Origin of the sequence: Streptomyces hokutonensis (assembly GCF_042751305.1) — a bacterium.
Taxonomy (GTDB): Bacteria; Actinomycetota; Actinomycetes; order Streptomycetales; family Streptomycetaceae; genus Streptomyces; species Streptomyces hokutonensis_A.
Map to the genome: position 1 here is coordinate 431409 of NZ_JBHYWD010000002.1, position 26756 is coordinate 458164.

A 26756-nucleotide genomic window follows, 5' to 3' on the forward strand; every position below is an offset into this window, starting at 1 on the left:
GGTGGTCGCATGACTGAGGTTCCCGGAAGCCACTCGCGTCACCGGAGCCGCCCGCTCCAGGAACTGCGCGATTCCTACGAGGCGTTGGCGTCCGTCGTCGCGCCGCTCGGGGACGAGGAGTCCTGGCTGCCGACCGCCTGCACGGGCTGGGCGGTACGCGATCTGGTCTTCCACTGCCTCGCGGACGCCCAGCGCGCTCTGGTCGCGCTGCACACCCCCGCCCCGGGCCCGGCCGACCGCGATGCCGTCAGCTACTGGCAGGACTGGCGGCCCGATCCTGCAGGCGCGGCCAACGGGCGGCGCTGGAGCAGGGTCGGGGCGAGCATGTTTCTCGACTTCCGGCAGCTGCGCGCGCTGTACCTGGAGACCGCCACGGCCACGGTGACGGCCGCCGCCGCGACGGACCCGGACCTCCTGGTGTCGACCCAGGGCCACGTCCTGACCGCCGCCGACCTGATGACCACCCTCGCGGTCGAGGCGAGCATCCACCACCTCGACCTCGTCCGGGAGCTGCCCGACGCGCACGGCCCATCCGCGAACGGACTGGCCATTGTGCGCACCACCCTGGACGGACTGCTGGGCCGCCCCGTCCCCCTGGACTGGACGGACGAGCACTACGCGCGCGCCGCCACGGGCCGCACACCCCTCACCGGGGACGAACGACGTTCCCTCGGTGAGGACGCCGACCGGCTACCGCTCTTCAGCTGACTCGTCGCCGTCCCGCAACGGATCGACACGGTCCCCGTCGGCCGCCGGCGGTACAGGGTCTCTCTCGGCCGGCGGCGCCGGGCGCAGCGCCTTCGTCGCGTCCCGCAAGCGGCCGAACGTCCGCTGGAACGGGGACCCCGTCGACGCGGGAGGCCCGCCCGGCACGACAGCGCCCCCCGACTCGCGCAGCGCGGCCAGCGCCTCGTTCGCGCGGTCGGCCGCTTCCCGGTACAGATCCCGGGACTTGGTCATCGCGTCGAGCGCCTCGGCGTACATGGCCACGAGCCTGCGCTCCCGGGCCAGTTCCTCCTCCATCGTCATCAGGCTCCACTGCTCGCGCAGCGCGGTGACGGCTTCCTCCCCGCCCTCCGGCAGCGGGCGCGCGGAGGCGGCGTAACGGCAGAGCACGTCCACGAGTTCGGTGGGCTCGGAGCCGTCGAGGAAGACGCTGCGCACGGAGAAGTCGCGCACGTCGTAGCCGGGGGCGGCCGGGTTGGTGGGGAGTACGACGGCGCCGCCGCGCGGCACCTGGAAGTCGAACTCGCGCAGCAACGCCCAGTTGACGGACCGTAGTTGGTCGGGTGTGGCCCGGTGCTCCACCACACAGTGCCGCAGACTCGTCGGCAGCAGCCGGGCCAGCGGGAGCCGGCCGAGCGCGTCCGGGGTCATCGCCTCGTGCACGACGACGTGCACGCTCCAGCCGTCCTGCGCGCAGCTCCGGAACAGCCGCCGCAGGTCCTTCTCGTCGTGCGGCAGCGGATTGACCTCCCGGAAGCGCAGACCGGGGACCGGCGCGTGGTCCCAGCCGGCATCCGCGTCCCCGGGCCAGAAGACGGTCGCGGGGGAGGGCCAGTGGGGAGCCCAGGTCCGCTCGGCCTCCGCGACCAGGATCCATTCCCGCCCGTCGCCCGAAGCCGAGGCCGAGGGCGAGCCCGGCTCCGGCGGCGCCGGAAACGTGAGCCGCGCCCGCACGGTCACCGTCTCCTCGACCCGCCAACGGGCCTCGAAGACCAGCTCCCCGGGATCATGGCCCTGGTTCTCGTCCGGTTCCATGAGGTCGTCGATGACCTCGCGGTCCTTGAGTCGCTGCAACTGTCGCCGTACGACACCCGCCGCGTCCTCGGACCCGACGTGGCGGCCGCGAGCCAGCCACACCGTGTGGGGGATCGTGGGCGAAGCTGTGGAGGAGTTCGACATAGGCCAATCTGCGGGCGGGAGCGGGGCTGACCCACCAGTATCCCCGTGGGAGATCTTGGCGGGTCAAGCGGGGGTCGTTGAGTCTCGTATGCCCGGAATTCCTGCGATCCCGCGTGAGCATACGCGCGGGGTGTGATCGGTCCGCTCCGGGCGGCGGGGTTTCACACGTGCCTTTGACATGGCCCGGTCCGCAGAATGGTGGCGCGGACGGGACCCGCCCACCATCCGCTCGGGGTGGGTCCCTTCCGTGTACCCCCGCACACCTCACCTTCGCCGGCGCTCCGGCCGGGACGGCACACCCGCCTCGGCCTGCGGCGCGCTGAACCCGGCCGGAACCGAACGCGCGCCCGCCGGGGACGGCGCTTCCAGCGGTACGACCGTCTCCTGGCGCGGCGGCCGGGTGCGCGGCACGGGCTTGCCGACGACCCGGGTGTGCGTCATCAGCGAGGCGCAGGCCGCACAGACCTCGGACAGGGTCCACACCTGGCCGACCGCCGGATCGTGCCGCAGCACGAGCAGCACCGAACCCGAGCAGTCGACCCGGGTCCCCTCGTGCGCCGCACACCGCTGCCGACGGCAGCCGCAGGCCGCGTCGGGGCGTACGGTCGCCGCTCTGACATGGGCCGCCGCATGGGCTTCGGCGAAGCGGCGCAGGGCCGGGAGGTCACGCGACCGGGCGGGCATGCCGCACCCGGAGGAGCAGCTGACCGAGGCGGTGCGGTCGCGGTGACCTGTGATGCGAATAGTCCAGGTACGCCCTGGTCGACGGGCTGACGGGGCGTCAGGGTACGCGAGAGCCAAGACCACAGTTCCTTTGAGTGGGGGTGTTCACGCGGAAGAGGCGCTGAGTTAAGAACTACCCGTCGTGGGGCACTTCACAGCATTTACGGACCCCAAGTATTCGTTCGATCCCGCCGGCGCCGGAGGGCTGGTCCGGCGCCCGGTTGTTGGCGTCCGGGCGCGGGAGCACACTGATCCCATGGATCCCGCCCGCGGGGACGACGACGAGCGCGCGCTGATCGAGCGCGCGTTCCGGCAGGCGTCGTTCTCGATGTCGGTGTTCGACGCCGCGCAGCGGTATCTGCGGCTCAACGCCGTGGCCTGCGAGGTCATGGGGCTCGGCGAGGAGGCCCTGCGCGGCCATGCCTTTCCCTACGGCCTGCCCCCGGACGTCGACCAGCTCGGCACCCTCCAGGCACTGCGCGACGTGGCGGCCACGGGCAAACCCGCGCACTACGAGAGCTACACCCGCGCCCCGTCCGGAATCCGCGAGCACGCCTGGAACCTGGAACTGTGGCCGGTCCGGGACGACCGGGGCGAGGTCTGCGCGGTGGGCATGGCGGGCTTCGACAGCAGCGAGCAGCACTGGGCGCGGCAGCGGCTCGCGGTGCTCGACGAGGCCGCCGTCTCCGTCGGCACCACCCTCGACCTCGACCGCACCGCGCGGGAACTCGCCGAACTGGTCGTCCCGAGGTTCGCCGACTTCGCGAGCGTGGACCTGCTGGAGGCGGTGATGCACGGCGAGGAGCCCGAGGACGGCGGCCCGGACGCGGACGTCGTGCTCCGCCGGGCCGCGCATCTGTCCACCGAGAAGGGGACCCCGGAGGCCGTGATCGGCCTGGGCGCCAGCGACACCTACCCGCCGTTCTCGCCGCCCGCCCGCGCCCTGCTCACCGGCCGTCCGGTCCTCAGCGGGAGCGGCGACCCGGACTTCGACCGGTGGATCGCGGGCGTCCCGGCGCGGGCCGCGAAGATGCGGGGCTTCGTCGTCACCTCGCTGCTGGCCGTGCCGCTGATCGCGCGCGGCACCACGCTGGGCGTCGCCGTACTGCTGCGCACCCGGCCAGACCCCTTCACGCAGGACGACTTCGCCCTGGCGCGGGAGATCGCCGGCCGGGCCGCCCTCTGCGTCGACAACGCCCGCCGCTACACCCGGGAGCGCTCCACCGCGCTCACCCTCCAGGAGAACCTGCTGCCGCGGGGGACATCTCCGCAGTCGGCGGTCGACGTCGCCTGCCGCTATCTGCCCACCGACTCGCGGGCCGGTGTCGGCGGTGACTGGTTCGACATCATCCCGCTCTCCGGCGCGCGGGTGGGCCTGGTGGTCGGCGACGTGGTCGGCCACGGCATCCAGGCCTCCGCGACCATGGGACGGCTGCGCACCGCGGTCCAGACGCTCGCCGACGTCGACCTTCCGCCCGACGAACTCCTGGCCCACCTCGACGACCTGGTCCTGCGGCTCGGCGGCGACGACGAGAACGGCGGGCGGGCCGGTGTCGGCGGCACCGGGGCGACCTGTCTGTACGCCGTCTACGACCCGGTGTCGCGGATGCTGAGCGCCGCCAGTGCCGGTCACCCGCCGCCCGTCCTCGTCCTGCCGGACGGCACCACGAAGGTGGTCGACATCGGCGTCGGCCCGGTCCTCGGCGTGGGCGGCCTGCCCTTCGAGACCACCGAGCTCGAACTGCCCGAAGGCACCCTCCTCGCCCTGTACACGGACGGTCTGGTGGAGTCCGCCGACCGGGACCCGGACCTCGGCATCTCCCGGCTCCGGCAGGCCCTGGCCGGATCGCGGTCCACCCTGGAGGACCGCTGCGACCAGTTGCTTTCCGCGCTGCTGCCGCAGCACCCGGGCGACGACGTGGCCCTGGTGCTCGCGCGCACCAAGGCACTTGACGCCGACCACGTCCAAGTCTGGGACCTGGCAGCCGACTTCGAGGGCGTCTCCGAGGCCCGGCGGCTCGCCACCGCCCAACTCGACGCCTGGGGGCTGACGGAGGAGGCCTTCGTCACCGAACTGGTCGTCAGCGAGCTCGTCACCAACGCGATCCGCTACGGCGCCGAGCCGATCCAACTCCGCCTGATCCTCGACCGCACGCTCATCTGCGAGGTCTCCGACGGCAACTCCACCTCGCCCCATCTGCGCCGGGCCCGGATCTACGACGAGGGCGGCCGGGGCCTCCTCCTGGTCGCGCAGCTCACCGCCGACTGGGGCACCCGGCACACCCCGACCGGCAAGACCATCTGGGCCGAACAGGCGCTGACATCTACGACTTGACCACGCCGGTGACCGCGGTCAGTGGGGATAGGCGCGCGGTGGGCGCTGCCTGGGCAGTTCGTCGCGGAACTCCTCGATGAGTGAACTGACCTGCCGGATCAGCGCAGTTCGCGCCAGCCGGTCGAGGTAGAGGTTGCGGCGCGCGAGCCCCGGGGCGTCCACGCAGAAGTACAGCGCCATCAGCGGATTGATGAACAGCTCGCTGCCACGCGTGCGTTCGGTGAAACGGATGTCGCCGAAGTCCCCGCGTACGGCGGCGGCGACGGAACCGTTGACGATGCTCGGGTGGTCCGGCGTGCACTCCTGTGCGTGGGCCACCGCGTCGAGGTACAGCCGCCCCTCGCGGCTCGCGCGCGGGAGGGAGAACGCGCCGAGGTAGGCGCCCTCGCGCTCCAGGGCGGCCAGATTCTCCAGCACCAGCGCGTGGTTGACCCCGTGGTACGCGTCGATGCCGAAGCCCAGGCACGCCACCAGCCGCACTGGCACGTCGTCTAGCCCGTCCACCGCGGCGAGGCTGACCATGTCCTCCTCCGGTGTGCCGAGGCCGTGCTCGTCGCCGCGCATCAGGATGTCGGTCCCGCCGTCGACCAGCACGACGGCGTCGACACCGCCCAGGTGGTCGATCAGCGCGCGGTACGCGGCCCGCAGCGGCTGCACGCCGGTCCGGGGGAACGCGTACACCGTGGACGGCATGCCGTGCAGCTCGAGCCACTGGGCGAGCGAACGCTCGGGGAAGTAGTCCCCCCGGGCCTTCGTGTCGGGGCGTACCGCCGCGACGTCCGGTTCCACCCACACGTCCTGGTCGAGGCCGTAGAGATCGGCGAAGGACAGGTTGGCGAGGTGCACCTCCTTGCCGGCCGAGCGCAGAGCCAGGGCGAGGGGCAGCCCCGCGTAGACGTCGAAGCCGCCGCCGGCCCCGGCGACGAGGATCCGGCGCGCTTCGCGCAGCCGGGAGAAGAACGGGGGTTCGAGGAGGGAGAACACCGGAGGACGTTAGCAGCGTCGTACGCCATGATGGGCGGGTGGACTTCGAGCCGTACCGGGGCGAGTTGGTGGCGTACTGCTATCGCATGCTGGGCTCGTTCCACGAGGCCGAGGACCTGGTGCAGGAGACGATGCTGCGCGCGTGGAAGGCCCGCGAGCGCTACGACGCGAGCCGCGCGTCCGTTCGGACCTGGCTGTACCGCATCGCCACCAATGTCTGCCTCACCGCTCTCGAAGGCCGGGCCCGCCGCCCCCTCCCGTCCGGCCTCGGCGCACCGGGCGAGGACCCCTGGACCCCGCTCACCCCGGCGACCGACATCCCCTGGCTCCAGCCCTTCCCGGACGCGCGCTACGACATGGAGGCGCGGACCGACATGCGGCTCGCCCTGGTCGTGGCACTGCAACGGCTCCCGGCGCGGCAGCGGGCCGTGCTCGTGCTGCGTGAGGTGCTCCAGTTCAGCGCCGCCGAGGTCGCCGACCAGCTCGACACCACCGTCCCGGCCGTCAACAGCACACTCCAGCGCGCCCGCGCCGCCCTCACGGACATCGGCGACGGCCACACGGTCGCCGAACCGGACGACCGCGAGGCGCGCGAGGTGATCGACCGCTACCTGCGGGCCTTCGAGGCGGCCGACGTCCCCGCCCTCGTACGGCTCCTGGCCGACGAGGTCGTCCTGGAGATGCCGCCGGTCCCGCTCTGGCTCCTGGGCACCGAGCACTACGGCGCGTTCATGCGCCGCGTCTTCGAACTCCGGGGCACGGACTGGGCGTTGAGGCCGATCACGGCCAACTCGCAGCCCGCGCTCGCCGCGTACGCGAAGGACCCCGACGGAGACCGGTGGCTGCACAGCGTCCAGGTGTTCACGGTCGTATCCGGCCGCGTCACCCGGAACGTCGTGTTCACCGAGCCGCAGGTGCTGGCGTCCTTCGACCTGCCGCAGCGGATTTCCTCGGACCAACCGCTCCCGCCGCGATGAGTTCGGCCGCTGCCGCCGGTACGTACCGGTGAGCATCGACCGAAAGGACAATGGATCATGAGCGTCACCGTCATTCAGTTCACCACCCTGGACGGGGTCGTCTCCGACCCCGACGGGTCCGACGGCACCCCCTACGGCGGCTGGCTCTTCCGCTACGGCCGCGAGGAGATCGAGGGCGACAGGTTCCGGCTGGCCGACACCCTGGCCGACGGGGTGCTGCTGCTCGGCCGCGGCACGTGGCAGGCGTTCGCGCAGCTGTGGCCGGACCGCGACGACCCGTTCTCCGCCCGCATGAACGCCGCGACGAAACTGGTCGCCTCCCGCACCCTGGCCGATGCCTCGGCGTGGGCGAACTCGACCGTCCTCGACGGCGATCTCGTCGACACCGTGAAACGCGAGGAACGGGAGGTCATCGTCATGGGCAGCCTGAGCGTCGTCCACACGCTGATGGCGGAGGATCTGGTCGACGAGTACCGGCTCATCACGTTCCCCACCGTCGTCGGCACCGGCGAGCGGCTCTTCGCCGCCGACGGTCCCTCCGCGCTCCTGGAGTGCCTGGCGGTGGAGAAGACGGGGTCCACCGTGTTCGCCCGGTACGGGAGGGCCGTGCGCTGACACGCGGAGGGGCCCGGCGGTACGCCCGCCGGGCCCCTCGCACTTCAACTCGCTGAGGCTTACGCGCCGCTCGCCCGGAGCATGTCCTCACGCTCGACGATCTTCACGCGCTCGCGGCCCTGCGGCTCGCCCAGCGCCTTCTCGGCCGCGTCCAGCTTGTACCAGCCGTCCCACGTGGTGAAGCGGACGTTCCGCTCGGCGAGGAACGCCTCCACGGCCTCCGGGTCCGGCGAAACAGGCGTGTGCAGACGGCCGTTGGCGTGGTCGTCGAGCAGGTTCGCGACCGTCTCGTTGGCATCGCCCTTGGTGTGGCCGATCAGACCGACCGGGCCGCGTCGGATCCAGCCGGTGACGTACGTCGACCGGAGGTGCTCGCCGGTCTCCTCGATGACCCGGCCGCCCTCGTCCGGGACCGTGCCCGACTCGATGTCCCAGGGCAGCTTGGGCAGCTTGTCGGAGAGGTAGCCGACCGCGCGGTAGACCGCGGTGACGTCCCAGTCCTTGAACTCGCCGGTGCCCTTGACGTTGCCGGTGCCGTCGAGGGCGGTGCGCTCGGTGCGCAGGCCGACGACCTTGCCGTCCTCGCCGAGGATCTCGGACGGCGACTCGAAGAAGTGCAGGAACAGCTTGTGCGGGCGGTCGCCGACATCGCGGATCGCCCAGTTCTCCAGCGTCTTGGCGACCATGTCGGCCTGCTTGTTGCCACGACGGGTGGCGATCGAGCCCTCGTCGTAGTCGATGTCCTCGGGGTCGACGATGACCTCGATGTTGGGGGAGTGGTCCAGCTCCCGCAGCTCCATCGGGGAGAACTTCGCCTGCGCCGGGCCACGGCGGCCGAAGACGTGAACCTCCAGGGCCTTGTTGGCCTTGAGGCCCTCGTGGACGTTCGGCGGGATCTCGGTCGGCAGCAGTTCGTCGCCCGTCTTGGCGAGGATGCGGGCCACGTCGAGGGCCACGTTGCCGACACCGAGGACGGCGACCTTCTCTGCCTCCAGCGGCCAGGTGCGCGGGACGTCCGGGTGGCCGTCGTACCAGGAGACGAAGTCGGCGGCGCCGTAGGAGCCGTCCAGCTCGATGCCCGGTATGGACATGTCGCGGTCGGCGGTCGCGCCGGTGGAGAAGACCACCGCGTCGTAGAAGGAGCGCAGGTCGTCGAGGCTGATGTCGGTCGGGTAGTCGACGTTGCCGAAGAGGCGGATCTGCGGCTTGTCCAGGACCTGGTGCAGGGCGGTGATGATGCCCTTGATGCGCGGGTGGTCGGGGGCGACGCCGTACCGGATCAGGCCGAAGGGCGCGGGCATCCGCTCGAAGAGGTCGATGGACACACCGGGTTCGGCGGCCACCTCGGACTTGAGCAGGGCGTCGGCGGCGTAGATCCCGGCGGGACCGGCTCCGACGATGGCTACCCGCAGGGGGCGCGGCATGATCAGGTTCCCTTCGAACGATGACAAGCGACTCGACGGGAAGCCTAAGCTAAGGCATGCCTAACCCGGTACGCGGGTCCGCTCTATGACCTCATAAGGCCGACTTATGGGGTGTCCAAGGCTGCCGCATGGTCCGGAACGGGGTCTCAGCCGGCCGGGCGGATGTGCACCACGTCCTGCACGACCTCGGGCGGGGTGGCGAGCAGTTGGACCATGACCCGCGCGACGGTCGCCGAGGGGAGCGGCTTCATGGCGCCCACCCTGGTCAGATAGCCGTCGGCCTCCCACACCGGCGCGGCGCGCTGCCGGTCCTCGCCGGGGAAGTTCTCGATGAAGGCGCTGTCCGAGATCGAGCCCAGGATCACCAGGGCGACCCGGATGCCGTCGCCGCGCAGCTCCTTGTGCATCGCGGCGGTGAAGCCGTTCAGGCCGTGCTTGCTCGCCGCGTACATGGCCATCAGCGGCAGGTGGTCGAGGGTGATCTCGGAGGAGATGTTCAGGATGTCGCCGCCGCCGGCCGCCCGCAGCAGGGGCACGGCAGAGCGGATCGTGTGGATCGGGCCCAGCAGATTGGTGCCGACGCAGGCGTGGATGTCCTCGTCGGCGGTCTCCTCGATGGCGCGGATACGGGCGACCCCGGCACTGTTCACCAGGATGTCCACCCGCCCGAACCGCTCCTCGACCTGGGCGAACGCGGCCCGCACACTGTCGCCGCTGCTGACGTCGGTCGGGATGGTCAGCACCGAACCGGCCATCTCCCGCGCGGCCGTCTCCAGCCGGTCGGCACGCCGGGCGAGCAGCACGACCTGCGCCCCGTTCTCGGCGAGCTGCGCCCCGACGGCCCTTCCCACGCCGGTCGAACCGCCGCTGATCACCGCGACCTTGCCCTGCATCGTGCCTGCCATGACGGCCTCCCCGGCGAGACGTGACGATCGGGTGAGAGGCTACCTCTCGTGAAATGAGAACGCCATATCCGTACGTCACGGCGCGAGAGTTGCGTGACGAAATGGCTCTGGTGGCAGGGCGGTCGGCTCGCTAGGCTGCGCGGCAGAAGCGGGATCGTCAACGCGTTGGTGGCTGGGTGGCGCGTCTCTCCGACGTGTTCATGGGAGACGCCGATGGCGTACCGATCCCTCCTGAGCGTTCCCGGCACGGGATTCTTTCCGCTCGGGTTCCTCGCCCGCCTTCCCTACGCCACCTCGTCGCTCGCGACCCTCATCCTCGTCCGGGCCGCCTCCGGCAGTTACGCCTTCGCCGGTCTCGCCGCGGCCGCCCAGGGCATCGCCAACGCGCTCGGCGGTCCGATCTCCGGGGCGCTCGCAGACCGTCACGGCCACCGCCTCGTCGGGACGGTCACCGCACTCGCCAACGCCGTCGCCCTGACCGGCCTCATCGCGGCGAGCCACACCGGCCGCGCGAGCATGATCGTCGCATCGGCCCTGGCCGGGTTGACCCAACCGCCGGTCGCCCCCCTGGCACGGGTCCACTGGTCACGCCTCCTCCGCGCACGCGACCGGCCCGACCTCATACCCACCGCCTTCTCGTACGAGGCGACCGCCGACGAGATCAGCTTCGTCGCCGGACCCGCGATCGTCGGCCTGTTCGCCTCCCTCGGCCCGACAGCACCGACCATGGCGGCCATCGCCCTCCTCGTCCTGGCCACCCTCCCCTTCGCACGCTCCCTCACCCATGGGGGATCCGAGCACCGCCAGAGCGCTCGCACCTCCCGAACTCCCTTGCCCCGACTGCCACTTGCCGCCATGTTCCTCGCCATGGCCGCGATGGGCGCGATGTTCGGCGCCGCGCAGACCGGCGTCACCGCCTACGCCAACGACAGCGGTCATCCCGCGAGCGCCGGTCTCCTCTACGCCGTCTTCGGCATCGGCAGCGCCCTTGCGGGTGTCGCCTGCGCCTGGCTCCCAGCGCGATTCACCCTCCGCCACCGGTACGTGACCTTCTCGGCGACCTTGCTGCTGGGCGCCCTCACCCTGGCCGTCGGGGACAGACTCCATGCCGTCCCTACGGCCATGGCGGTTGCCGGTGTGACCGTGGCCCCGTACCTGATCAGCCTCTACGCCCTCACCGAACGCATCGCTCCCGCCGACCGGGCGACCGTCGCCCTGACGATCCTGTGCGCGGGCGGACCACTCGGTACGGCGACCGGGCAGGTGCTGGCCGGGTACCTGGCGGACAGCCACGGCAGCGCCGGAGCGTTCCTGGTGGCGCCGGTCGCGGCGTCGGCGGCGCTGCTGCTCGCCGTCGTGGTGTTCCTGGCGGGAGCCGACGCCCTCCGCCCGGCAGTTCGTGTTGCCGTCGGGTCCAGGACACCCGAGTCTGGGGGAATGGGTTCGGCCAAGGGGAGGACAGGCGATGGGGACGAGCGGTGAAACACCGGATGCCGAGCGGCGACGGCTGGCCGAGGCCGACGACTCCGGGGTGCCATGGCGCCGTTGGGGTCCTTATCTGAGTGAGCGCCAGTGGGGCACCGTCCGGGAGGACTACAGCCACAGCGGCGACGCCTGGTCGTACTTCACCCACGACCAGGCACGCTCGCGCGCCTACCGCTGGGGCGAGGACGGCATCGCCGGCGTCAGCGACGACAAGCAGCGGCTGTGCTTCGCGCTCGCGCTGTGGAACGGCCGCGACCCGATCCTCAAGGAGCGGATGTTCGGCCTCACCAACTCCGAGGGAAACCACGGCGAGGACGTCAAGGAGTACTACTTCTACCTCGACAGCACACCCACGCACTCGTACATGAAGTACCTCTACAAATACCCGCAGACGGAGTACCCCTACGAGGACCTCAAGGCCACCAACTCGGCCCGTGGGCGCGGTGACTTCGAGTACGAACTCCTCGACACCGGCATCTTCGACGAGGACCGCTACTTCGACGTCTTCGTCGAATACGCCAAGGCGGGCCCCGAGGACCTGCTGATCGAGATCACCGCCCACAACCGCGGCCCCGACGAAGCCCCGTTGCACCTCCTCCCGACCCTGTGGTTCCGGCACACCTGGTCCTGGGCGGGCGGGACCGCCGTCCCGTCCATCCACCAGGAATCGGGCGGTCGAATCCGCGCCGACCACGAGGAGCTGGGCCCGCGCTGGCTGTACTGCGACGCGGACGCGCAGACCCTGTTCACCGAGAACGACACCAACAACGAGAAGATCTTCGGCAGTTCCAACGCCTCCCCGTACGTCAAGGACGGCATCGACCGCTACGTCGTCCAGGGCGAGACCGGAGCGGTCAACCCCGACCGGACCGGCACCAAGGCCGCCGTCCACCACGTGCTCACCGTCCAGGGCGGCCAGAGCGCGACCGTCCGCCTGCGCCTCACCGCCGCCGAACTGCCCGACTGGACGGGCGATTTCGACACGGTCATGGCCCAACGCCGGTCCGAAGCCGACGAGTTCTACGACGGCTGCACCCCGGTCGACGCGGGGGCCGACGAACGGCGGCTGGTGCGCCAGGCGTTGGCCGGGATGCTGTGGAGCAAGCAGTACTACTACCTCGACGTCGAGCGCTGGCTCACCGAGCACGGCGTCGACCCGCTCGCCTCCGACCCCCGGGTGCGGAACAGCAACTGGTACCACATGGTCAACGACGAGATCATGTCGATGCCGGACACCTGGGAGTACCCGTGGTTCGCGGCCTGGGACCTCGCCTTCCACACCGTCGCCCTGTCGATGGTCGATCTCACCTTCGCCAAGGGCCAGTTGGACCTGCTGCTGCGCCGCCTCTACCTCCACCCCAACGGCCAGATCCCGGCCTACGAATGGAACTTCGGGGACGTCAACCCGCCCGTCCACGCCTGGGCCACCCTGTTCCTCTACGAGCTGGAGAAGCAACGCACCGGCAAGGGCGACCGCGCCTTCCTGGAGAACGCCTTCCAGAAGCTGATGAAGAACTTCAGCTGGTGGCTCAACCGCAAGGACACCGACGGCAACAACGTCTTCCAGGGCGGCTTCCTCGGCCTCGACAACATCGGCGTCTTCGACCGCAGTGCCCCGCTCCCCACCGGCGGCCACCTCGACCAGGCGGACGGCACCGCGTGGATGGCGCTCTACTGCCAGAACCTCCTCGAGATCGCCATAGAGCTGGCCGTCGACAACCCCGTCTACGTCGAGCAGGCGCAGTCCCTGTTCGAGCACTTCGCGTGGATCGCCGTCGCCATGAACCGCATGGGCGCCGACAACGCGAGCCTCTGGGACGAAGAGGACGGCTTCTTCTACGACGTGCTGCGGCTGCCGGACGGCACGGCGACCCGGCTCAAGGTGCGCTCGCTCGTCGGCCTGATCCCCCTCGCGGCCACCAGCCTGGTCGGCGGCTGGGCGGACCAGCGCTTCCCCGAACTCGTCGCGGGAGCACTGGAGTTCATCGAACGCCACCCGGCCGTGGAGGCCACCATCTCCTCGCACGAGGCCATGGGCCCGAACGCCGACGGCCGTTATCTCTTCGCCCTGTTCGGCGAGGACCGACTGCGCCGCGTCCTGTCCCGGATGCTCGACGAGGACGAGTTCCTCGGCCCGCACGGCATCCGCTCCCTCTCCCGCTACCACGCCGAGCACCCGTACACCTTCGACGTGCACGGGGAGACCTACGGCGTCGGTTATCTGCCGGCCGAGTCCGACTCCGGGATGTTCGGCGGCAACTCCAACTGGCGCGGCCCCGTGTGGTTCCCGGTCAACCTGCTGCTGATCCGCGCCCTGCTCAACCTGCACGCCTTCCACGGCAGCGACTTCACCGTCGAATGCCCGACCGGCTCGGGTCGCCACCTCACCCTCTACGAGGTCGCCCGCGAGATCGCCGACCGGCTCACCGCCACCTTCCTCAGTGACGAGGACGGACATCGGCCGGTGCACGGCGCCCAGGCCAAGTTCGCCAAGGACCCGCACTGGAAGGACCTGATCCTCTTCTACGAGTACTTCCACGGCGACAACGGCGCCGGCCTCGGCGCCTCCCACCAGACCGGCTGGACCGGCCTGTCCGCGGTCACCGCCACCCTCTTCCACACCCTGGGCGACGGCGAGTGGTCGGCCCGGGGCCGCGAGAGCCTGCGCCCGACCGGCGACCGAGAGGAACCGCTGTCATGACCGCCTGGCCCGCCCACCCGGTGATCTACGAGATCAACACCATCGTCTGGCTGGGGGAGTTGAGCACCCGCTACGGCCGCCCCGTCACCCTCGGCGAGGTGCCCGCGCCCGCCTGGGACGAGGTCGCCCTCCCCGGCGTCGACGCCGTCTGGCTGATGGGCGTGTGGGAGCGCAGCCCGGCCGGACTGGAGATCGCCCTGCGCGACGAGTCGTTGCAGGCCTCCTTCCGGGCGGCACTGCCCGACCTCCGCCCGGAGGACGTGGCCGGATCGCCGTACTGCGTCCGCAACTACGTCGTGGACGCGTCCCTGGGCGGCCCGGAGGGACTGGCGGAGGCCCGCGCCCAACTGGCCGCGCGTGGCGTCCGGTTGATCCTCGACTACGTCCCCAACCACGTCGCCCCCGACCACCCCTGGCTCGCCGAACGCCCCGGCTGCCTGGTCCAGGGCACCCCGGACGACCTGGTCCGCGACCCCGGCGCCTTCCTGGAGGCCGGCGGCAAGGTGTTCGCGCGGGGCCGCGACCCCTACTTCGCACCCTGGCCCGACGTCGTCCAACTCAACGCCTTCAGCGAGGAGTTGCGCACGGCCGCCGTCGACACCCTGGCCTCGATCGGCGACCAGGCGGACGGCGTGCGCTGCGACATGGCCATGCTGCTGATGACCGACGTCTTCGCGAAGACCTGGGGCGAACGCGCGGGCACGGCACCGGCCGAGGACTTCTGGCCGTATGTCGTCCCGAAGGTCCGCGAGCACCACCCCGACCTCCTCTTCGTCGCCGAGGCGTACTGGGACCTCGAATGGGCCCTGCAGCAGCATGGGTTCGACCACTGCTACGACAAACGGCTCTACGACCGGCTGCTGCACGAGGGCGCGGACTCGGTGCGCGGGCACCTGCAAGCCGACCTCGGCTACCAGCGCGGCCTGGTCCGTTTCCTGGAGAACCACGACGAACCCCGGGCCGCCGCCACCCTGACACCCGAGCGGGAACGGGCGGCTGCGGTCACGATCGCGACCCTGCCCGGCGCGACCCTGTGGCACGAGGGGCAGTTCGAGGGGCGCCGGGTCCGCCCGCCGGTCTTCCTCTCCCGCCGGCCGGAAGAACCCCTCGACAAGGAACTCCAGGCGTTTTACCACCAGTTGCTCGCCGCGGTGGGCTCCTCCGGTATGCGTACGGGAGGGGAGTGGCAGTTGCTCGACTGCACCGGCTGGCCCGACAACCCGTCCCACGAGAACCTGATCGCCTGGTCCTGGACGACCGGTTCCAGCCGCCATCTCGTCGTCGTCAACCTCTCCGAGCAGCCGGCCCAGGGCCGGGTCCGTCTCCCGTGGGCCGACCTGCGCGGCGGCAGCCGTCAACTCACCGAACTACTGGCCGACTTGACGTACGACCGGGACGGCGACGAGCTGGTCGATCCCGGTCTGTACGTCGAGTTGGAGGGGCTGCACCGGCATCTGGTCGCGGTGCTGCCCGGATCTTGATCTGTGTGCAACTGGTGAAGGATTGACGGGAGTTGTGAAAGGTGACAAGAATTCGGCTTACTTCGCCGTGCCTTTACTGAGCGAAGCACCCGCGAGCGGTCCGGTCGCGCACGCCCTCGATCGTTTCCTTTCGTGCGCCCGCCGCTCGCTCTGCCACCTCCCACACCTTTGATCATCGTCGAGGCTCACCTTGTCACGTTCGCTCCACCTCCCCTCCCTGTCCGCCCTGGCGGCCACCGCGTTCATCGCCGCCGCCGCGCCCGTGCTCGCGGCCGGCCCGGCGAGCGCCACCGAGAACGACACGTGTCAGTCCGCCACCGTGCAGTACCGCATCGTCGGTGCCGATGGAAACGTTGTCGGCGCCGACTGGACCTCACAGGGCGGCTTCCACCAGTGGGACGCCGTCCCCGGCACCGTCGAGGTCCGGCTCGCCCCGGGCCAGAGCGTCGGCGAGGGCTGCAAGTACCCCGTCTCCCTTGCTGAATACACCACCGAAGGCTCCACCTGGTACACCTCCGGCCACCAGACCATGGTCGACAAGGCCACGGTCTACCTCACCGCCAAGGACGTCGCCGGCGCGGACGACTCCGGACGGACCTGGCAGAAGCTGAACGTCAAGTCGCCCGACTGCTACGGCCAGATAGACCTGTACGGCGACGACGTCACCTACGACGGCGGTACGGGCGAGGGCCACGGCCCCCTCCCCTACGAGCCCGACAACATCACGACCCCGTACCACCTCATCGCGGCCTGGAACGGCGGCGACAAGGAGTGCACTCCCAGCACCCCGGACTCGCCCACCCCGACGCCGACCCAGCCGGCCTCGGTCCCACCCGCGACGCCGTCCACCCCGGCCGGCAGCACGCCGCCCGCCGAGGAGACGACCCCGCCGAGCCCCAAGCCGTCGACGACACCTCCCACCTCCGCGCACGTCCCGCCGCTGAAGTCGTCGCCCTCGCCCACGCCGAAGACGACGCCCAACGGCGGCAAGCAGCCGCTCGCGGAGACCGGTTCCAACGCGCCGGTCGGCCTCCTCGCGGGCGGCGCGGCCCTCGTCATCGCCCTGGGCGGCGGTGTGGTCTACGCGGCGAGCCGCTCACGCCGCTCCTCCTGATCCGGCCGACCCGGGCACGCCCGGCGTGAACCGAGAGCCCCGCCCCGTGAGTTGCCACGGGGCGGGGCTCACTCACGGCCGCGGCCAGGGGCGCCCGCCGAGCCGCTCGATGTCGGTGTTGAAGCGTCGTAGAAAGGCCGCGAAGGCGGCGATGTCCGCCTCCGACCAGTCGTCCATGATCTGGTCCAGGGACTGGACGAGACCCTCGCGCTCCTCGTCGAGCATTCGCGCGCCCAGGTCCGTGATGCGGAACTTGCGGGCCATGCCGCCCTGTGGATCGGGGATCCGCTCCACGAGACCGGAGCGCATGGCCGCCGCCGTCTGCCGGTTGAGGGTGGACGCGTCGAGGCCGAAGGCATCGCTCAACTCGCCGATGGACATGGGCCCCTGGATGCGGATCCGGCTCAACAGGATGTAGGCGCTGCGGTCCAGCACACCGTCCTTGCGGCGCCCGCCCTTGTGCGAGAGAAGCCCGTGCCGGCTGAGGAGCATCTGCTCGTACTCGATCTCGCGCGTACGCCTGTCCATCGGTCCGCTGCCTCCTGCTTCCTGCCGACGCCGCCGCCGTTTCCTGCGGTTCGGGGCGGCCGGACCCATCCTCGCACGACGCTATGCATCATCCCCATCACATGGTTGATACATACGATGTGTACGATGCACATTCCTTCACGTCCCGACCGAACAGACATGCCGAGGAGTCCCGTCATGGACGCCCCCCAGCCCTCAGCCCGCGCAGGCGGCGTGATCGCCACGCTGGCCTTCGCCGGCACCACCGCCGCGATCATGCAGACGCTGGTCACCCCGCTCATCGCCGACCTCCCGGAGATGCTGCACACCTCGTCCTCGAACGCCGCGTGGGTGATCACCGCCACCCTGCTGGTGGCCGCGGTCTGTGTCCCGGTCGTCGGCCGCCTCGGCGACCTGCTGGGCAAGCGCCGCATGCTGCTCGCCTGCTCCGTCCCGCTGATCGTGGGCTCGGTGGTCTGCGCGCTCTCCTCCTCCGTCGTCCCGATGATCGTCGGACGCGGTCTCCAGGGCATGGGCATGGGCATGGTCCCGCTGGGCATCGCCCTGCTCCGGGACGTCGTACCGCAGGAGCGGCTCAGCCCCTCCATCGCACTCGTCAGCGCCTCCATGGGCATCGGCGGCGGCCTCGGCCTGCCGATCGCCGCGGCCATCGCGCAGTACGCCAACTGGCGTGCCCTGTTCTGGGGTTCGGCCGCCCTCGCCGCGGTCGTCGCCGTGCTGATCTGGTTCCTGATCCCGGACGTCCCGGCCGCCGCCAAGGGTCAGCGCTTCGACGCGCCCGGCGCCCTCGGTCTCGCCGTCGGGCTCGTCTGCCTGCTGCTGGGTATCTCCAAGGGCGCCGACTGGGGCTGGGGTTCGGCCACCGTCCTTGGCCTGTTCGCCGTCGCGCTCGTTGCCTTCCTGGCCTGGGGCGTGTGGGAACTGCGCACCGGCGACCCGCTGATCGACCTCCGCACGACGGCCCGCCCCCGGGTCCTGATCACCAACATCGCCTCGGTCTTCGTCGGCGTCGGCATGTACTCCAGCATGCTGGTCGTGCCGCAGCTGCTCCAGTTCCCCGAGGCCACCGGCTACGGCCTGGGCCAGTCGATGCTCGCCGCCGGCCTCTGGATGGCGCCCGGCGGCATCATGATGATGATCGTCTCCCCGCTCGGCGGAAAGCTCACCAACGCCCTCGGCCCCAAGTTCACCCTCATCAGCGGTGTCCTCGTCATCACCGCCGGCTACGCCCTGTCGATGGGCCTGATGAGCTCCGCCTGGGGCCTCATGGTGGTCATCATCGTCATCAACAGCGGCGTCGGCCTCGCCTACGGCGCGATGCCCGCCCTCATCATGAGCTCGGTCCCCCTCTCCGAGACCGCCGCCGCCAACGGCTTCAACACGCTCATGCGCTCCCTCGGCACCTCGATCGGCGCCGCGGTGATCGGCGTCGTCCTCGCCCAGATGACCAACACGGTCGGCGGCTACACCTTCACCTCCGAGAGCGGCTTCCGCACCGGCCTCCTCATCGGCGGCGGCGTCGCCCTCCTCGCGGCCCTGGTCGCGGCGGCGATCCCGGCCGTGCGTCAGACCGCGCCGGCGGACGAGAAGGAGCCCGAGACGGTCGCGGCGCGCGAAGGGGCCGGGGTCGAGTCCTGACCTGAGCGTGGTGAACGTACGGGGGAATTTCTGCCCGGCGCCGTAGGACCGGGGGACAGGTCTTTCGGCGCCGGGCAGCGGGCTGCCCCGTCCACGCGGCCCTTCGCGCACAGGGTCCCGGGCAGCGGTGAGAGCTGGCTGGCCGTCACCCGGGACGCGGCCCGCGCCGCGCTGACCGATCCGCGCCCGCGCAACGACACACGCCACTGCTCGACCTGGCAGGCCGTCGGCGGCCACGCTCTCGGCCGCGACATGCCCCGGACCGACCCACCGGACCACACGCGGCTACGACGGCTGGTCGTGGGCCACCTCACGCCCGCGCGGATCCCCGCTCTCCGCCCGGCAGTCGAGGCGATCGCCGACGACGTGCTCGCCGAGCTGCCGACGCGGGGGACCGCGGATCTGGTGAGCCGATACGCCTTGCCGTTGCCCGCCTCGGCGCACCCCTGGCCCATGCGCTTCGACCCGTCAGCGGACGGCTAGGAGCTGTCCGGCCGATCATTGATGGCGTGTGTCTGGCTGCTGCTTGAGGCACCTGTGGCGACGGTCTGAAGTCGATTGCCGGGCACCTGATGCTGCGCGACCATCGTCGGATGAGTACGGATGAGGGTCGGAAGCTGACGCGGGTTGTGCAGACGTGTTCCGCATACCCGTCGCAGTGGGATGCCTGGACGGCGGACGGCCAATACCTGTATCTCCGATACCGGCATGGCGAGGGCTGCGTCGAGTGGCATCCCGGCCCCGAGGATGACGCCGACACGTCAGAGTCTTCGAACGAGGGCCTCTCCGGACTCCTGATCGAATGGGACGACGGCAACGGCAACGGTGTCATCAGCCTTGAGGACTTCCTCGCGGCAGCGGGCTTGGTGTTGGCGCCGGGTGCCTCGGTGAGTTGAGGCCCTGGCACGCGGTCAGGTGCGGAGCCAGATGGCGAGGGCGGCTGCGGTGACAGTGCCGAGGAAGACGTAGCCGCGCTTGTCGTAACGGGTCGCGACGGCGCGGGAGTTCTTCAGCCTGTTGATGGCCCTCTCGACGGTGTTGCGCTTCCTGTACCGCTCCTCGTCCAGCCCCGGTGGTCGGCCGCCTCGCGATCCTTTGCGCAATCGGGCGGCCTGACTGTCGGCCTTCTCCGGAATCGTGTGGCGGATGGCGCGCCGCCGCAGGTACTGGCGGCAAGGACCGTTGCTGTAGGCCTTGTCGGCTGCGATGCTGTCGGGTTTCTTGCGAGGCCTGCCAAGTCCGAGCCGGGGGACCCGGATCTTCTCCAGCACAGGTATGAACTGGGTGCAGTCGGCCCGCTGCCCCGGCGTAATGATCAGTGACAGCGGGCGGCACCGGCCGTCCGCGCTCAAGTGGATCTTGCTGGTGAAGCCGCCCCGTGAACGACCCAGACCCTCGCCTCCCGCACCACCTCCACCAGCCGCCCGACGAGGCTCTGCCACGGAGTTTCGTCCTGGCGTTCCAGCGGCCCGTCCCCCTTTGAGCCGGCAAGAGCCGGTGGTGGATCGATGCGGGCGCCGGCCGCGTGCTGGTGCGCGCGCACGATGGTGGAGTCCACCGAGATGTCCCAGTCGATCGCCCCTGCCGCGTCGGCCGCGGCCTGGACCTGCTGCAGCAGCCGTTCCCAGGTTCCGTCGGCAGACCAAAGTCGATGGCGCTCGTAGACCGTCTTCCACGGCCCGAACCGCTGCGGCAAATCACGCCAGTGAACCCCGGTCCGAACCCGGTGAAGAATCCCGTCGATCACCTGCCGATGATCACGCCACCGCCCACACCGACCGTTGCTCACCGGCAGGAACGGCCGCAGCCGCTCCCACTCGGCGTCCGACAGATCGCCGCGTTCTCCCCGCCCCATAACGGGAACAACGAGCAGATCAGGCGACAGTCACATGATCGGCCGGACAGCTCCTAGCTCACGGTCAGGACTCCGGCGGGCAGCGCGGGAGCCGGCCGGTGGGGCTCGGAGCGCCAGTCCGGAAGGCCTCTGTCGGCGGCGAACGGGCCGCTGCCCGTTCGGATCAACGCCAGGGCCTCATCGCGCGCAGTTTCCACCGCCCGGTGATCGGCCTCGCTCACCACCCCCAACCGCCGGCCCTGGGCGTACTCGTCCTCGTCCTTCCACTCCCACCGGGACAGATCGGGCGCGACCACCAGGTCCAGCAAGAGGTCGAAGGTGTCGAAGCCGATGGGCGTGCGGCGCATCGGGCGCTGGAAGTTGACGTACCAGTGCGTCAGGCGATGGTCGCCCGTGACGTCGTAGAAGGCGTTGACGCTGAACCAGGTGTCGGGCGGTACCCACTGGAGATGGGCCGTGTCGCGCCAAGTCCACCGGCCGAGCTGCCAGTTGCCGTCGGCCAGGTTCGGCAGGGCGCGCAGGCGGGCGGACGCGTCGCCTGTGCGCAGCCACTCGATCCAGGTCGTCGGGACGGACAGTTCCGTGCCCGGTCCGCAGCCGAGGACGAGTGCTTCCGGTGTGTCCTCGACGACCCGGAACGCATGAGCGCTCCACACCTTCCGGCGGAAGACGTCACGTCGTACGGCGGTCTCACCCGGCTGGAATCCCTGCACGACTCGGGTCTGCCCACGCGCCACCGCCCGGAACTCCGGCGGCGTACGCCCGTCCCGCTTGCGGAAGAACTTCGCGAATTCGGTCGGTTCGGCGAAGCCGAGGGTGCGGGAGATGTCCGCCGCCGTCGCGTCGGTGTGGACGAGTAGGCGTTTGGCCTCCAGGAGGACACGGGCGTCGAGGTACTGCTTGGCGGTCGTGCCGGTGGCCGCGATGGTCGCGCGGGTGAGGGTGCGCGGCCTGTGGCCGAGGGCGGCGGCGTAGTCGGAGACGTGGTGGCTGGTGCGGAAGTCGCGGTCCAGTGTGGCGCTGTAGCGGCGGAACGTGTCGTCGGCCGGGGCGGAGGACATCGGGTCCGGGCGGACGTGCGAGAGACGGAGCAGCAGGACGGAGAGGAGCATGCGGAGGGTCTGGAGATGCGCGTCGAGGGGGAGTGACGTCAAGTCGGCGTACTCGTAGGCGAGGTGACGCAGCGTCAGGCGGGCCGCTTCGGCATGGGGTTTTGTCGGGAGCAGTGGTGACTGGTCGAAGGGCGGATCGGCGGGCACGAAGCCCGGCTGCCGGATGACGATGGTGCCCCGGGCCGTCGTCAGGTCGTCGGGCACGTACTGGTGCACCTGCCCGGAGCCCACCCACAGCCAGCCGCCCGGTTCGACGGCGCAGTCGTGAAGTCCACCCGGTGGCGCAGGGTGCCCTCCGTGACGTGGATCAGGTGATGGAAGTCCGGCCGCTGCCGAGCCGACAGGTCGAGGCCGCGACGCTCGCCGCGCGTCACCCGACCGCCGCACCCGTCGCGAGGCGTACCCCGTCGAGTTCCGCCTGACACCGGCCGACATCGAGGCCGCCCCGGAGGTACTCGTGGTACCCCCGCTGCTCTACGGCCGCAACGAGCCCAACAGGCCGTCGAGAACCGCCTCTTGACGCCGGGGTGTGGTGGCGTGGGGCAGCAGGACCGCGTTGATCTGGAAGCCCATGAGGGCCGCGAGGAGGGTGTCGACGACCTCGTCGTCGGGCGATTCCGCGCCGATGTCGCCCTGTCGGCGGGCCTGTCGCAGGTAGCCGCACATCTGCTCGCGCCAGGCCGTCATCGCGTTCTCGTGGACTCCGGCCATGCGGTCGTCGTGGACGGCGCGGTCCCAGAAGGCGATGACGACCCGGGCCTCCATGAGGCGCACGTCGTCGAGCGGCATGATCTCCAGGCACAGCAGGCGCAGCGCCGGCAGACCGGTCGCGTCGGCGATGGACTCGCGGGCGCGGACGTTGGTGCTCTCGAAGGCGTGCTGGAAGGCGGCGAGCAGGATCTCGTCCTTGTTGCGGAAGTAGCCGGTCAGCGCGCCGTTGGCGTATCCGGCCTCGGCGGCGAGGTCCCGCATGGTGACGGCGTCGAGCCCGCGTCTTGCGATCAGGGCCCATACGGCTTCGATGATCTCGCGGCGCCGCGCGTCGTGATCGACGATTTTGGGCATGCCCTGACCTTAATCCAGCCGCTCGGACCCCGCTTCGCCGCCGGTCCGCCCCGGTCAGGCCAGCATGGCGGCCATGCCCAGGGCCATCATCGCGCCGCCCGCACCGCTGAGCGGTCCCGTGCACGGCACCCCGGGACGCAGCGCCCGGTGCATGAAGGCACCCGCCCGCGCCAGCAGCCACAGCACCACCGCCAGCGCGAACAGCCCGTGGCCGTCGGCATGGTGATGGTGCTGCCCGTCCGGAAGCCGGGCCATGGCCGCCGTGACCACGGCCATCACCGCGAGGTCGACGGCGACCGGTCCACGGGTGAACAGACACATGCCCGCCGTCACGCCCGCGCCCACGAGCAGCGGGTACGGCCCCGGGCTCCCCACCACCATCACCAGCGTGACGGCGAGCACGACGGCGTGCGGACCCCAGCGCCGTACGGGCCCCGGCACATGCCCCGCGAGGCACAGACCGGAGCCCGTCAGCGCGACGGCGGCCGGGACAACGTCATGCATCGCGGCGGCGCCGGACGGCGGCGGAGACCGCCCCGGCCGCGAAGAACAGCACGACGATCCCCTCGAAGAGCCGCGCGAGGGAGGCCGAACCGCCGATCAGGGTGGTGAAGTTGGCCAGCACCATGTACGTGATCCAGCACAGCCCCAGGGCGCCGAGGGCCGGCGCGAGCCGGGTGTGCCACAGCCCGGTGTCCGCCCCCGTGCGGGCGAAGAAGGTGATGATCGCGACGCCGACCAGGATCATCAGCACCAGCACGCCGAGCGTGGCCAGCCCGCTCATCCAGGTGAACAGCTCCAGCACCGGATCGGACCCCGCGAGGACGAACGCCCCCACAACCACAGCCGCCGACACGCTCTGCACCAGCGAACCGGCGTGCGGCGAACCGTGCTTGGCGTGACTGCGGCCCAGGATCGCGGGGGCGTCACCCTGGCGGCCGAGGGAGAACAGATAGCGGGAGATCGCGTTGTGGAACGCGAGCAGCGCCGCGAACAGGCTGGTCAGCAGCAGGACTTCCATCGTGTCGGAGGCTGCCGAACCGACGTACTGCCCGGCCACTGCGAAGACCAGCCCACTCGTGTTCTTCGCTGCCGCGCCCTGTACCTCGTCCGTGCCGACCGCCAGGACGACCGCCCAGCTGGACAGCGCGTAGAAGCCGCCGATGGCGATCACCGCGAGGTAAGTCGCCCTGGGCACACTGCGCTTGGGGTCCCGCGCCTCCTCGCTGTAGATGGCGGTCGCCTCGAAGCCGACGAAGGAGGCGACCGCGAACATCACGCCGATGCCCGCAGAGCCCGTGCTGAAGGCACCCGGCGTGAACGAGTCGAAGTCGATGCCGTGCGCGCCTCCTTGGGTGAGGATCGCCACCGTCATCACCGTGACGATGCCGACCTCCAGAACCAGCAGCACCGACAGCACCTTCGTGCCGACCTCGATGTTGCGGAACCCAAGCACCGCGACCAGTCCCCACAGCACACCGGCCCACAGCCACCAGGGCAGTTCGGGGCCGCCGTACTTCACGACCAGCCCCTGAAGGGTGACGCCGGACAGTCCGTAGATGCCGGCCTGGATCGTGCTGTACGTCAGCAGCGCCAGGCCGGCCGCTCCGGTGCCGGTGATGCGGCCGAGTCCGGCGGTGACGTAGGAGTAGAAGGCGCCGGTGTCGACGACATGGCGGCTCATCGCCGCGTAGCCGACGCTGAACAGCAGCAGGACGACGGCGACCAAGAGGTAGGCGGCCGGTACGCCGGGGCCGTTGCCGATGGCCAGCATCACCGGCAGGGCGCCGCCGATGGCGGTGAGCGGGGCGGCCGCCGCGACGACCATGAACACGATTCCGCCGACTCCGATGGAACCACGGAGTTTTGACGGTGAGTCAACTGCGCTGTCGCTGATGGTCTGTTCAGACATGGCAGCTCCCGGAGCCCGTCCCGCAGGCGGAGTGGGCCGAGGTGTTCGGCGGCACGTCGAGGGTGGGGTTGCGGTCGAAGAAGCCGACCGGCTTGAGCGTGAAGCCCGTGGTGTCGACCGGCATGATGGGCCAGTCCTCGGGACGCGGGGCGTGGGTCAGCCCGAAGGTGTGCCAGACGACGAGGTCCTGCCCGTCGAGGTCCCGGTCGGCGGCGGCGTAAGCGGGCAGTCCCGCCCCGCCGGGATGCTGGTTGACGAAGTCGCCCGCCGGGTAGCGCTCGGCCGGGTCGTAGGCGGTGACCCACAGGTGCTTCGTGGCGAAGGCGGCGCGGGCCGCGACGGAGGACCCGGGATCGGCGAGGAGAGCCGGCTTGCCCTCCGGGTGCAGGGCGTAGGCGACCGGCCGTCCCAGCCGGTTCAGGGACTCGGGGTTGGAGATGTGCCACACGCGGTCCACGCCCGCGTCGGCCATTCGCTGCGCCTCGCTCTCCCGCGTCAGCGGGGTGCGCTTGAGGGCGAAGGCGTTGCCGCGCAGGTTGTCGGGTCCCATCGGCACCCGGACCGTCTCGACCTCCTCGACGCGGTTGACCGGGCCGTCCACGGCCATGTCCAGCCGTGCGCTGAACAGGTGTTGGTGGTACGGGGCGCCGAGGCCGGGAGCGAGTTCGGTGGCGTACGGGTAGTCGCCGCCGGGGTGGGCGGAGGTGAAGACGACACCGGTGGCCTTGGCCTCGAACTCGATGGTGCCGTCGAGATACAGGTACCAGTAGAAGCCGTAGTCGTAGTTCCCGACCGTGGTGAAGAAGGAGAGCACCATGCGCCGTTGCCGCCGGGTCTCGGCCGAGCCGGTCCAGAGGTCGGTGTGCTTCCAGAGGATGCCGTAGTCCTCCTCGTGCAGACAGACGGCGTTGGTGAGGGTCTGCGGTGTGCCGGTCTCGTCGGCGATCACCGCGTCGAGGTAGGTGATGTCGCCGAGACAGTCGCAGCCGAGTTGGAGCGCGTTGGCGTATCGCCCGATGAGGTACTCGCCGGTGTCGAAGTAGTTCTGCCAGGACCGCACGGGAGAGGGGTCGGCGTACGGCACGACCATCTCGGCGATCGACGCGCGATGGATCACCGTGCGTCCGGCGAAGGCGAGTTGATGGAGTATCAGCCCCTCGCGGGCGTCGAAGCCGATGCGCAGGGACCAGTTCTCCCATGTCAGCGTGTTGCCGTCGAGGGTGAAGCTGGGGCCCTGGGGCTGGGTGATCTCGATGGGCTTCAGGGTGGTGCGCGGCGGACCGGTGACGGCCGGGTCGTCGAAGTTCCCCGACTCCGCGGGCACGGGTACCGGGCCGTGGTCGACGACCTGGTCCACGCTCCGGTTGAGGACGTCCACGTAGGCGACGAGTCCGTCGACGGGATGCGCCCACGCGTGGTCCTTCGGGTGCTCCTGGACGAAGGCCAGCCCGCGCAGGATGCGGCGGCCCCGCTCCTGCGGGTACTCGGCGTCGTACACGCCCGCGGAGAGCGGGGCGACGCGCACCGAGTCCACGTCCAGGCCACGCTCGGCCAGCGCGGCCAGCCAGCGCGGGTCCCTGGCGAGGACCTCCTCGACGATCGCGAACTCCGCGTCCAGCACCGGGAGTTGGCCTTCCGTCGCGGCGTCGATCAGCCGGTGCGCCACGACCCGCGACTGGGTCAGGGAGATCGTCGCGTCGCAGGAGGGACCGCCGGAGATGTCGAGCAGCAGGGCCCGCAGCCGCCGGTCCCCTTGCTCCGGGGCGGACTTGGGCGGGTCGAGGAGCCCGAGGTAGGCGAAGCGGCTGGCCTCCGTGACCAGTCCGGCCGCCACGAGCAACTCGCGGGCGGCGGTGATCTCTTCAGGGGCGAGCGGGTCCAGGGCATGAGGTGCGGCAGTCATACGGGCCTCCGGGGGATTTTTTTCTCTACGTCCGTAGAGCAAAAAATCGCGCGGCCACGTTTCGCTCGGCAGTACGCCGGCGTTGCCTTGCTGT

General features: G+C 70.7%; 20 protein-coding genes and 3 pseudogenes. 11 read left to right on the plus strand and 12 right to left on the minus strand.

The features are described from left to right. Nucleotides 1-9 precede the first annotated feature (9 nt). Nucleotides 10-708 (plus strand): maleylpyruvate isomerase N-terminal domain-containing protein, encoded by a 699-nt coding sequence (locus ACFXC1_RS08170; protein WP_381240411.1) that lies wholly within the window; start codon nt 10-12, stop codon nt 706-708. On the opposite strand, the gene ACFXC1_RS08175 is transcribed toward ACFXC1_RS08170, so the two are convergent. Both ACFXC1_RS08175 and ACFXC1_RS08180 read right to left on the minus strand, forming a co-directional pair. After that, complete coding sequence (locus ACFXC1_RS08175; RefSeq protein WP_381240414.1) at nt 691-1905, minus strand: hypothetical protein; 1215 nt, start codon at nt 1903-1905, stop codon at nt 691-693. The genes ACFXC1_RS08170 and ACFXC1_RS08175 overlap by 18 nt on opposite strands. Before the next feature lie 264 nt (nt 1906-2169). After that, nucleotides 2170-2589, minus strand: a complete 420-nt coding sequence (locus tag ACFXC1_RS08180) for a hypothetical protein (RefSeq protein WP_381240417.1) — start codon at nt 2587-2589, stop codon at nt 2170-2172. A gap of 295 nt (nt 2590-2884) precedes the next feature. On the opposite strand from ACFXC1_RS08180, the gene ACFXC1_RS08185 reads away from it, so the two are divergent. Further along, complete coding sequence (locus ACFXC1_RS08185; RefSeq protein WP_381240419.1) at nt 2885-4963, plus strand: ATP-binding SpoIIE family protein phosphatase; 2079 nt, start codon at nt 2885-2887, stop codon at nt 4961-4963. 18 nt (nt 4964-4981) lie between these two features. Here ACFXC1_RS08185 and ACFXC1_RS08190 read toward each other — a convergent pair whose 3' ends face one another. After that, nucleotides 4982-5947, minus strand: a complete 966-nt coding sequence (locus tag ACFXC1_RS08190; protein WP_381240421.1) for a DUF1152 domain-containing protein — start codon at nt 5945-5947, stop codon at nt 4982-4984. Between the two features lie 8 nt (nt 5948-5955). Here ACFXC1_RS08190 and ACFXC1_RS08195 point away from each other — a divergent pair. Both ACFXC1_RS08195 and ACFXC1_RS08200 read left to right on the plus strand, forming a co-directional pair. Then, nucleotides 5956-6924, plus strand: a pseudogene (locus tag ACFXC1_RS08195) (sigma-70 family RNA polymerase sigma factor); the annotation flags it as partial. A gap of 57 nt (nt 6925-6981) precedes the next feature. Then, nucleotides 6982-7539, plus strand: coding sequence for a dihydrofolate reductase family protein (locus ACFXC1_RS08200; protein ID WP_381240424.1), 558 nt, complete (start codon nt 6982-6984; stop codon nt 7537-7539). 59 nt (nt 7540-7598) lie between these two features. Here ACFXC1_RS08200 and ACFXC1_RS08205 read toward each other — a convergent pair whose 3' ends face one another. Next, nucleotides 7599-8963: an FAD-dependent oxidoreductase gene (locus ACFXC1_RS08205; protein WP_381240426.1), complete on the minus strand. Its 1365-nt coding sequence runs from the start codon at nt 8961-8963 to the stop codon at nt 7599-7601. 146 nt (nt 8964-9109) lie between these two features. Next, nucleotides 9110-9868, minus strand: coding sequence for an SDR family oxidoreductase (locus tag ACFXC1_RS08210; protein WP_381240429.1), 759 nt, complete (start codon nt 9866-9868; stop codon nt 9110-9112). A gap of 213 nt (nt 9869-10081) precedes the next feature. Here ACFXC1_RS08210 and ACFXC1_RS08215 point away from each other — a divergent pair, with 213 nt between their 5' ends. From ACFXC1_RS08215 to ACFXC1_RS08230, 4 genes are all read left to right on the plus strand, one after another. Continuing rightward, complete coding sequence (locus ACFXC1_RS08215; protein WP_381240431.1) at nt 10082-11350, plus strand: MFS transporter; 1269 nt, start codon at nt 10082-10084, stop codon at nt 11348-11350. Then, entirely contained in the window at nt 11334-14054 is a 2721-nt protein-coding gene (locus ACFXC1_RS08220) for an MGH1-like glycoside hydrolase domain-containing protein (RefSeq protein WP_381240433.1), read from the plus strand. Before ACFXC1_RS08215 ends, ACFXC1_RS08220 begins: the two co-directional genes overlap by 17 nt. After that, the gene (locus ACFXC1_RS08225) at nt 14051-15535 is read left to right on the plus strand and encodes an alpha-amylase family protein (protein WP_381240435.1); all 1485 of its coding nucleotides are present in this window, start codon (nt 14051-14053) and stop codon (nt 15533-15535) included. The genes ACFXC1_RS08220 and ACFXC1_RS08225 overlap by 4 nt, the downstream gene beginning before the upstream one ends. A 190-nt stretch (nt 15536-15725) precedes the next feature. Next, nucleotides 15726-16649, plus strand: a complete 924-nt coding sequence (locus ACFXC1_RS08230) for a hypothetical protein (RefSeq protein ID WP_381240437.1) — start codon at nt 15726-15728, stop codon at nt 16647-16649. A 72-nt stretch (nt 16650-16721) separates the two neighbouring features. Here the strand turns inward: ACFXC1_RS08230 and ACFXC1_RS08235 are convergent, their stop codons facing one another. Continuing rightward, on the minus strand, nt 16722-17177 hold the full coding sequence (locus ACFXC1_RS08235) for a MarR family winged helix-turn-helix transcriptional regulator (protein WP_381240440.1): 456 nt from the start codon (nt 17175-17177) through the stop codon (nt 16722-16724). A 177-nt stretch (nt 17178-17354) separates the two neighbouring features. Between ACFXC1_RS08235 and ACFXC1_RS08240 the strand changes: the two genes are divergently transcribed. The 3 genes and pseudogenes from ACFXC1_RS08240 to ACFXC1_RS08250 all read left to right on the plus strand — a co-directional run bounded on the left by ACFXC1_RS08240 (nt 17355) and on the right by ACFXC1_RS08250 (nt 19711). Further along, a complete protein-coding gene (locus tag ACFXC1_RS08240) occupies nt 17355-18815 on the plus strand; it encodes an MFS transporter (RefSeq protein WP_381240443.1) in 1461 nt (486 codons plus the stop codon). 30 nt (nt 18816-18845) lie between these two features. Then, a pseudogene (locus ACFXC1_RS08245) lies at nt 18846-19253 on the plus strand (hypothetical protein); the annotation flags it as partial. Between the two features lie 155 nt (nt 19254-19408). Then, nucleotides 19409-19711 carry a hypothetical protein gene (locus ACFXC1_RS08250; RefSeq protein WP_381240445.1) on the plus strand — a complete coding sequence of 101 codons (303 nt, stop codon included), beginning with the start codon at nt 19409-19411 and terminating at the stop codon, nt 19709-19711. 15 nt (nt 19712-19726) lie between these two features. Here ACFXC1_RS08250 and ACFXC1_RS08255 read toward each other — a convergent pair. The 6 genes and pseudogenes from ACFXC1_RS08255 to ACFXC1_RS08280 form a co-directional block, all read right to left on the minus strand. Next, nucleotides 19727-20670 (minus strand): annotated as a pseudogene (locus ACFXC1_RS08255) (IS5 family transposase). Nucleotides 20671-20723: 53 nt separating this feature from the next. Continuing rightward, nucleotides 20724-21986 carry a helix-turn-helix domain-containing protein gene (locus tag ACFXC1_RS08260; protein WP_381240448.1) on the minus strand — a complete coding sequence of 421 codons (1263 nt, stop codon included), beginning with the start codon at nt 21984-21986 and terminating at the stop codon, nt 20724-20726. Between the two features lie 270 nt (nt 21987-22256). After that, nucleotides 22257-22847, minus strand: a complete 591-nt coding sequence (locus tag ACFXC1_RS08265) for a TetR/AcrR family transcriptional regulator (RefSeq protein ID WP_381240451.1) — start codon at nt 22845-22847, stop codon at nt 22257-22259. A gap of 54 nt (nt 22848-22901) precedes the next feature. Further along, nucleotides 22902-23351 carry a hypothetical protein gene (locus ACFXC1_RS08270; RefSeq protein WP_381240454.1) on the minus strand — a complete coding sequence of 150 codons (450 nt, stop codon included), beginning with the start codon at nt 23349-23351 and terminating at the stop codon, nt 22902-22904. Beyond that, the gene (locus ACFXC1_RS08275) at nt 23344-24759 is read right to left on the minus strand and encodes an APC family permease (protein WP_381240457.1); all 1416 of its coding nucleotides are present in this window, start codon (nt 24757-24759) and stop codon (nt 23344-23346) included. Before ACFXC1_RS08275 ends, ACFXC1_RS08270 begins: the two co-directional genes overlap by 8 nt. After that, a complete protein-coding gene (locus ACFXC1_RS08280) occupies nt 24752-26662 on the minus strand; it encodes a primary-amine oxidase (RefSeq protein ID WP_381240459.1) in 1911 nt (636 codons plus the stop codon). Before ACFXC1_RS08280 ends, ACFXC1_RS08275 begins: the two co-directional genes overlap by 8 nt. Between the last annotated feature and the right edge of the window lie 94 nt (nt 26663-26756).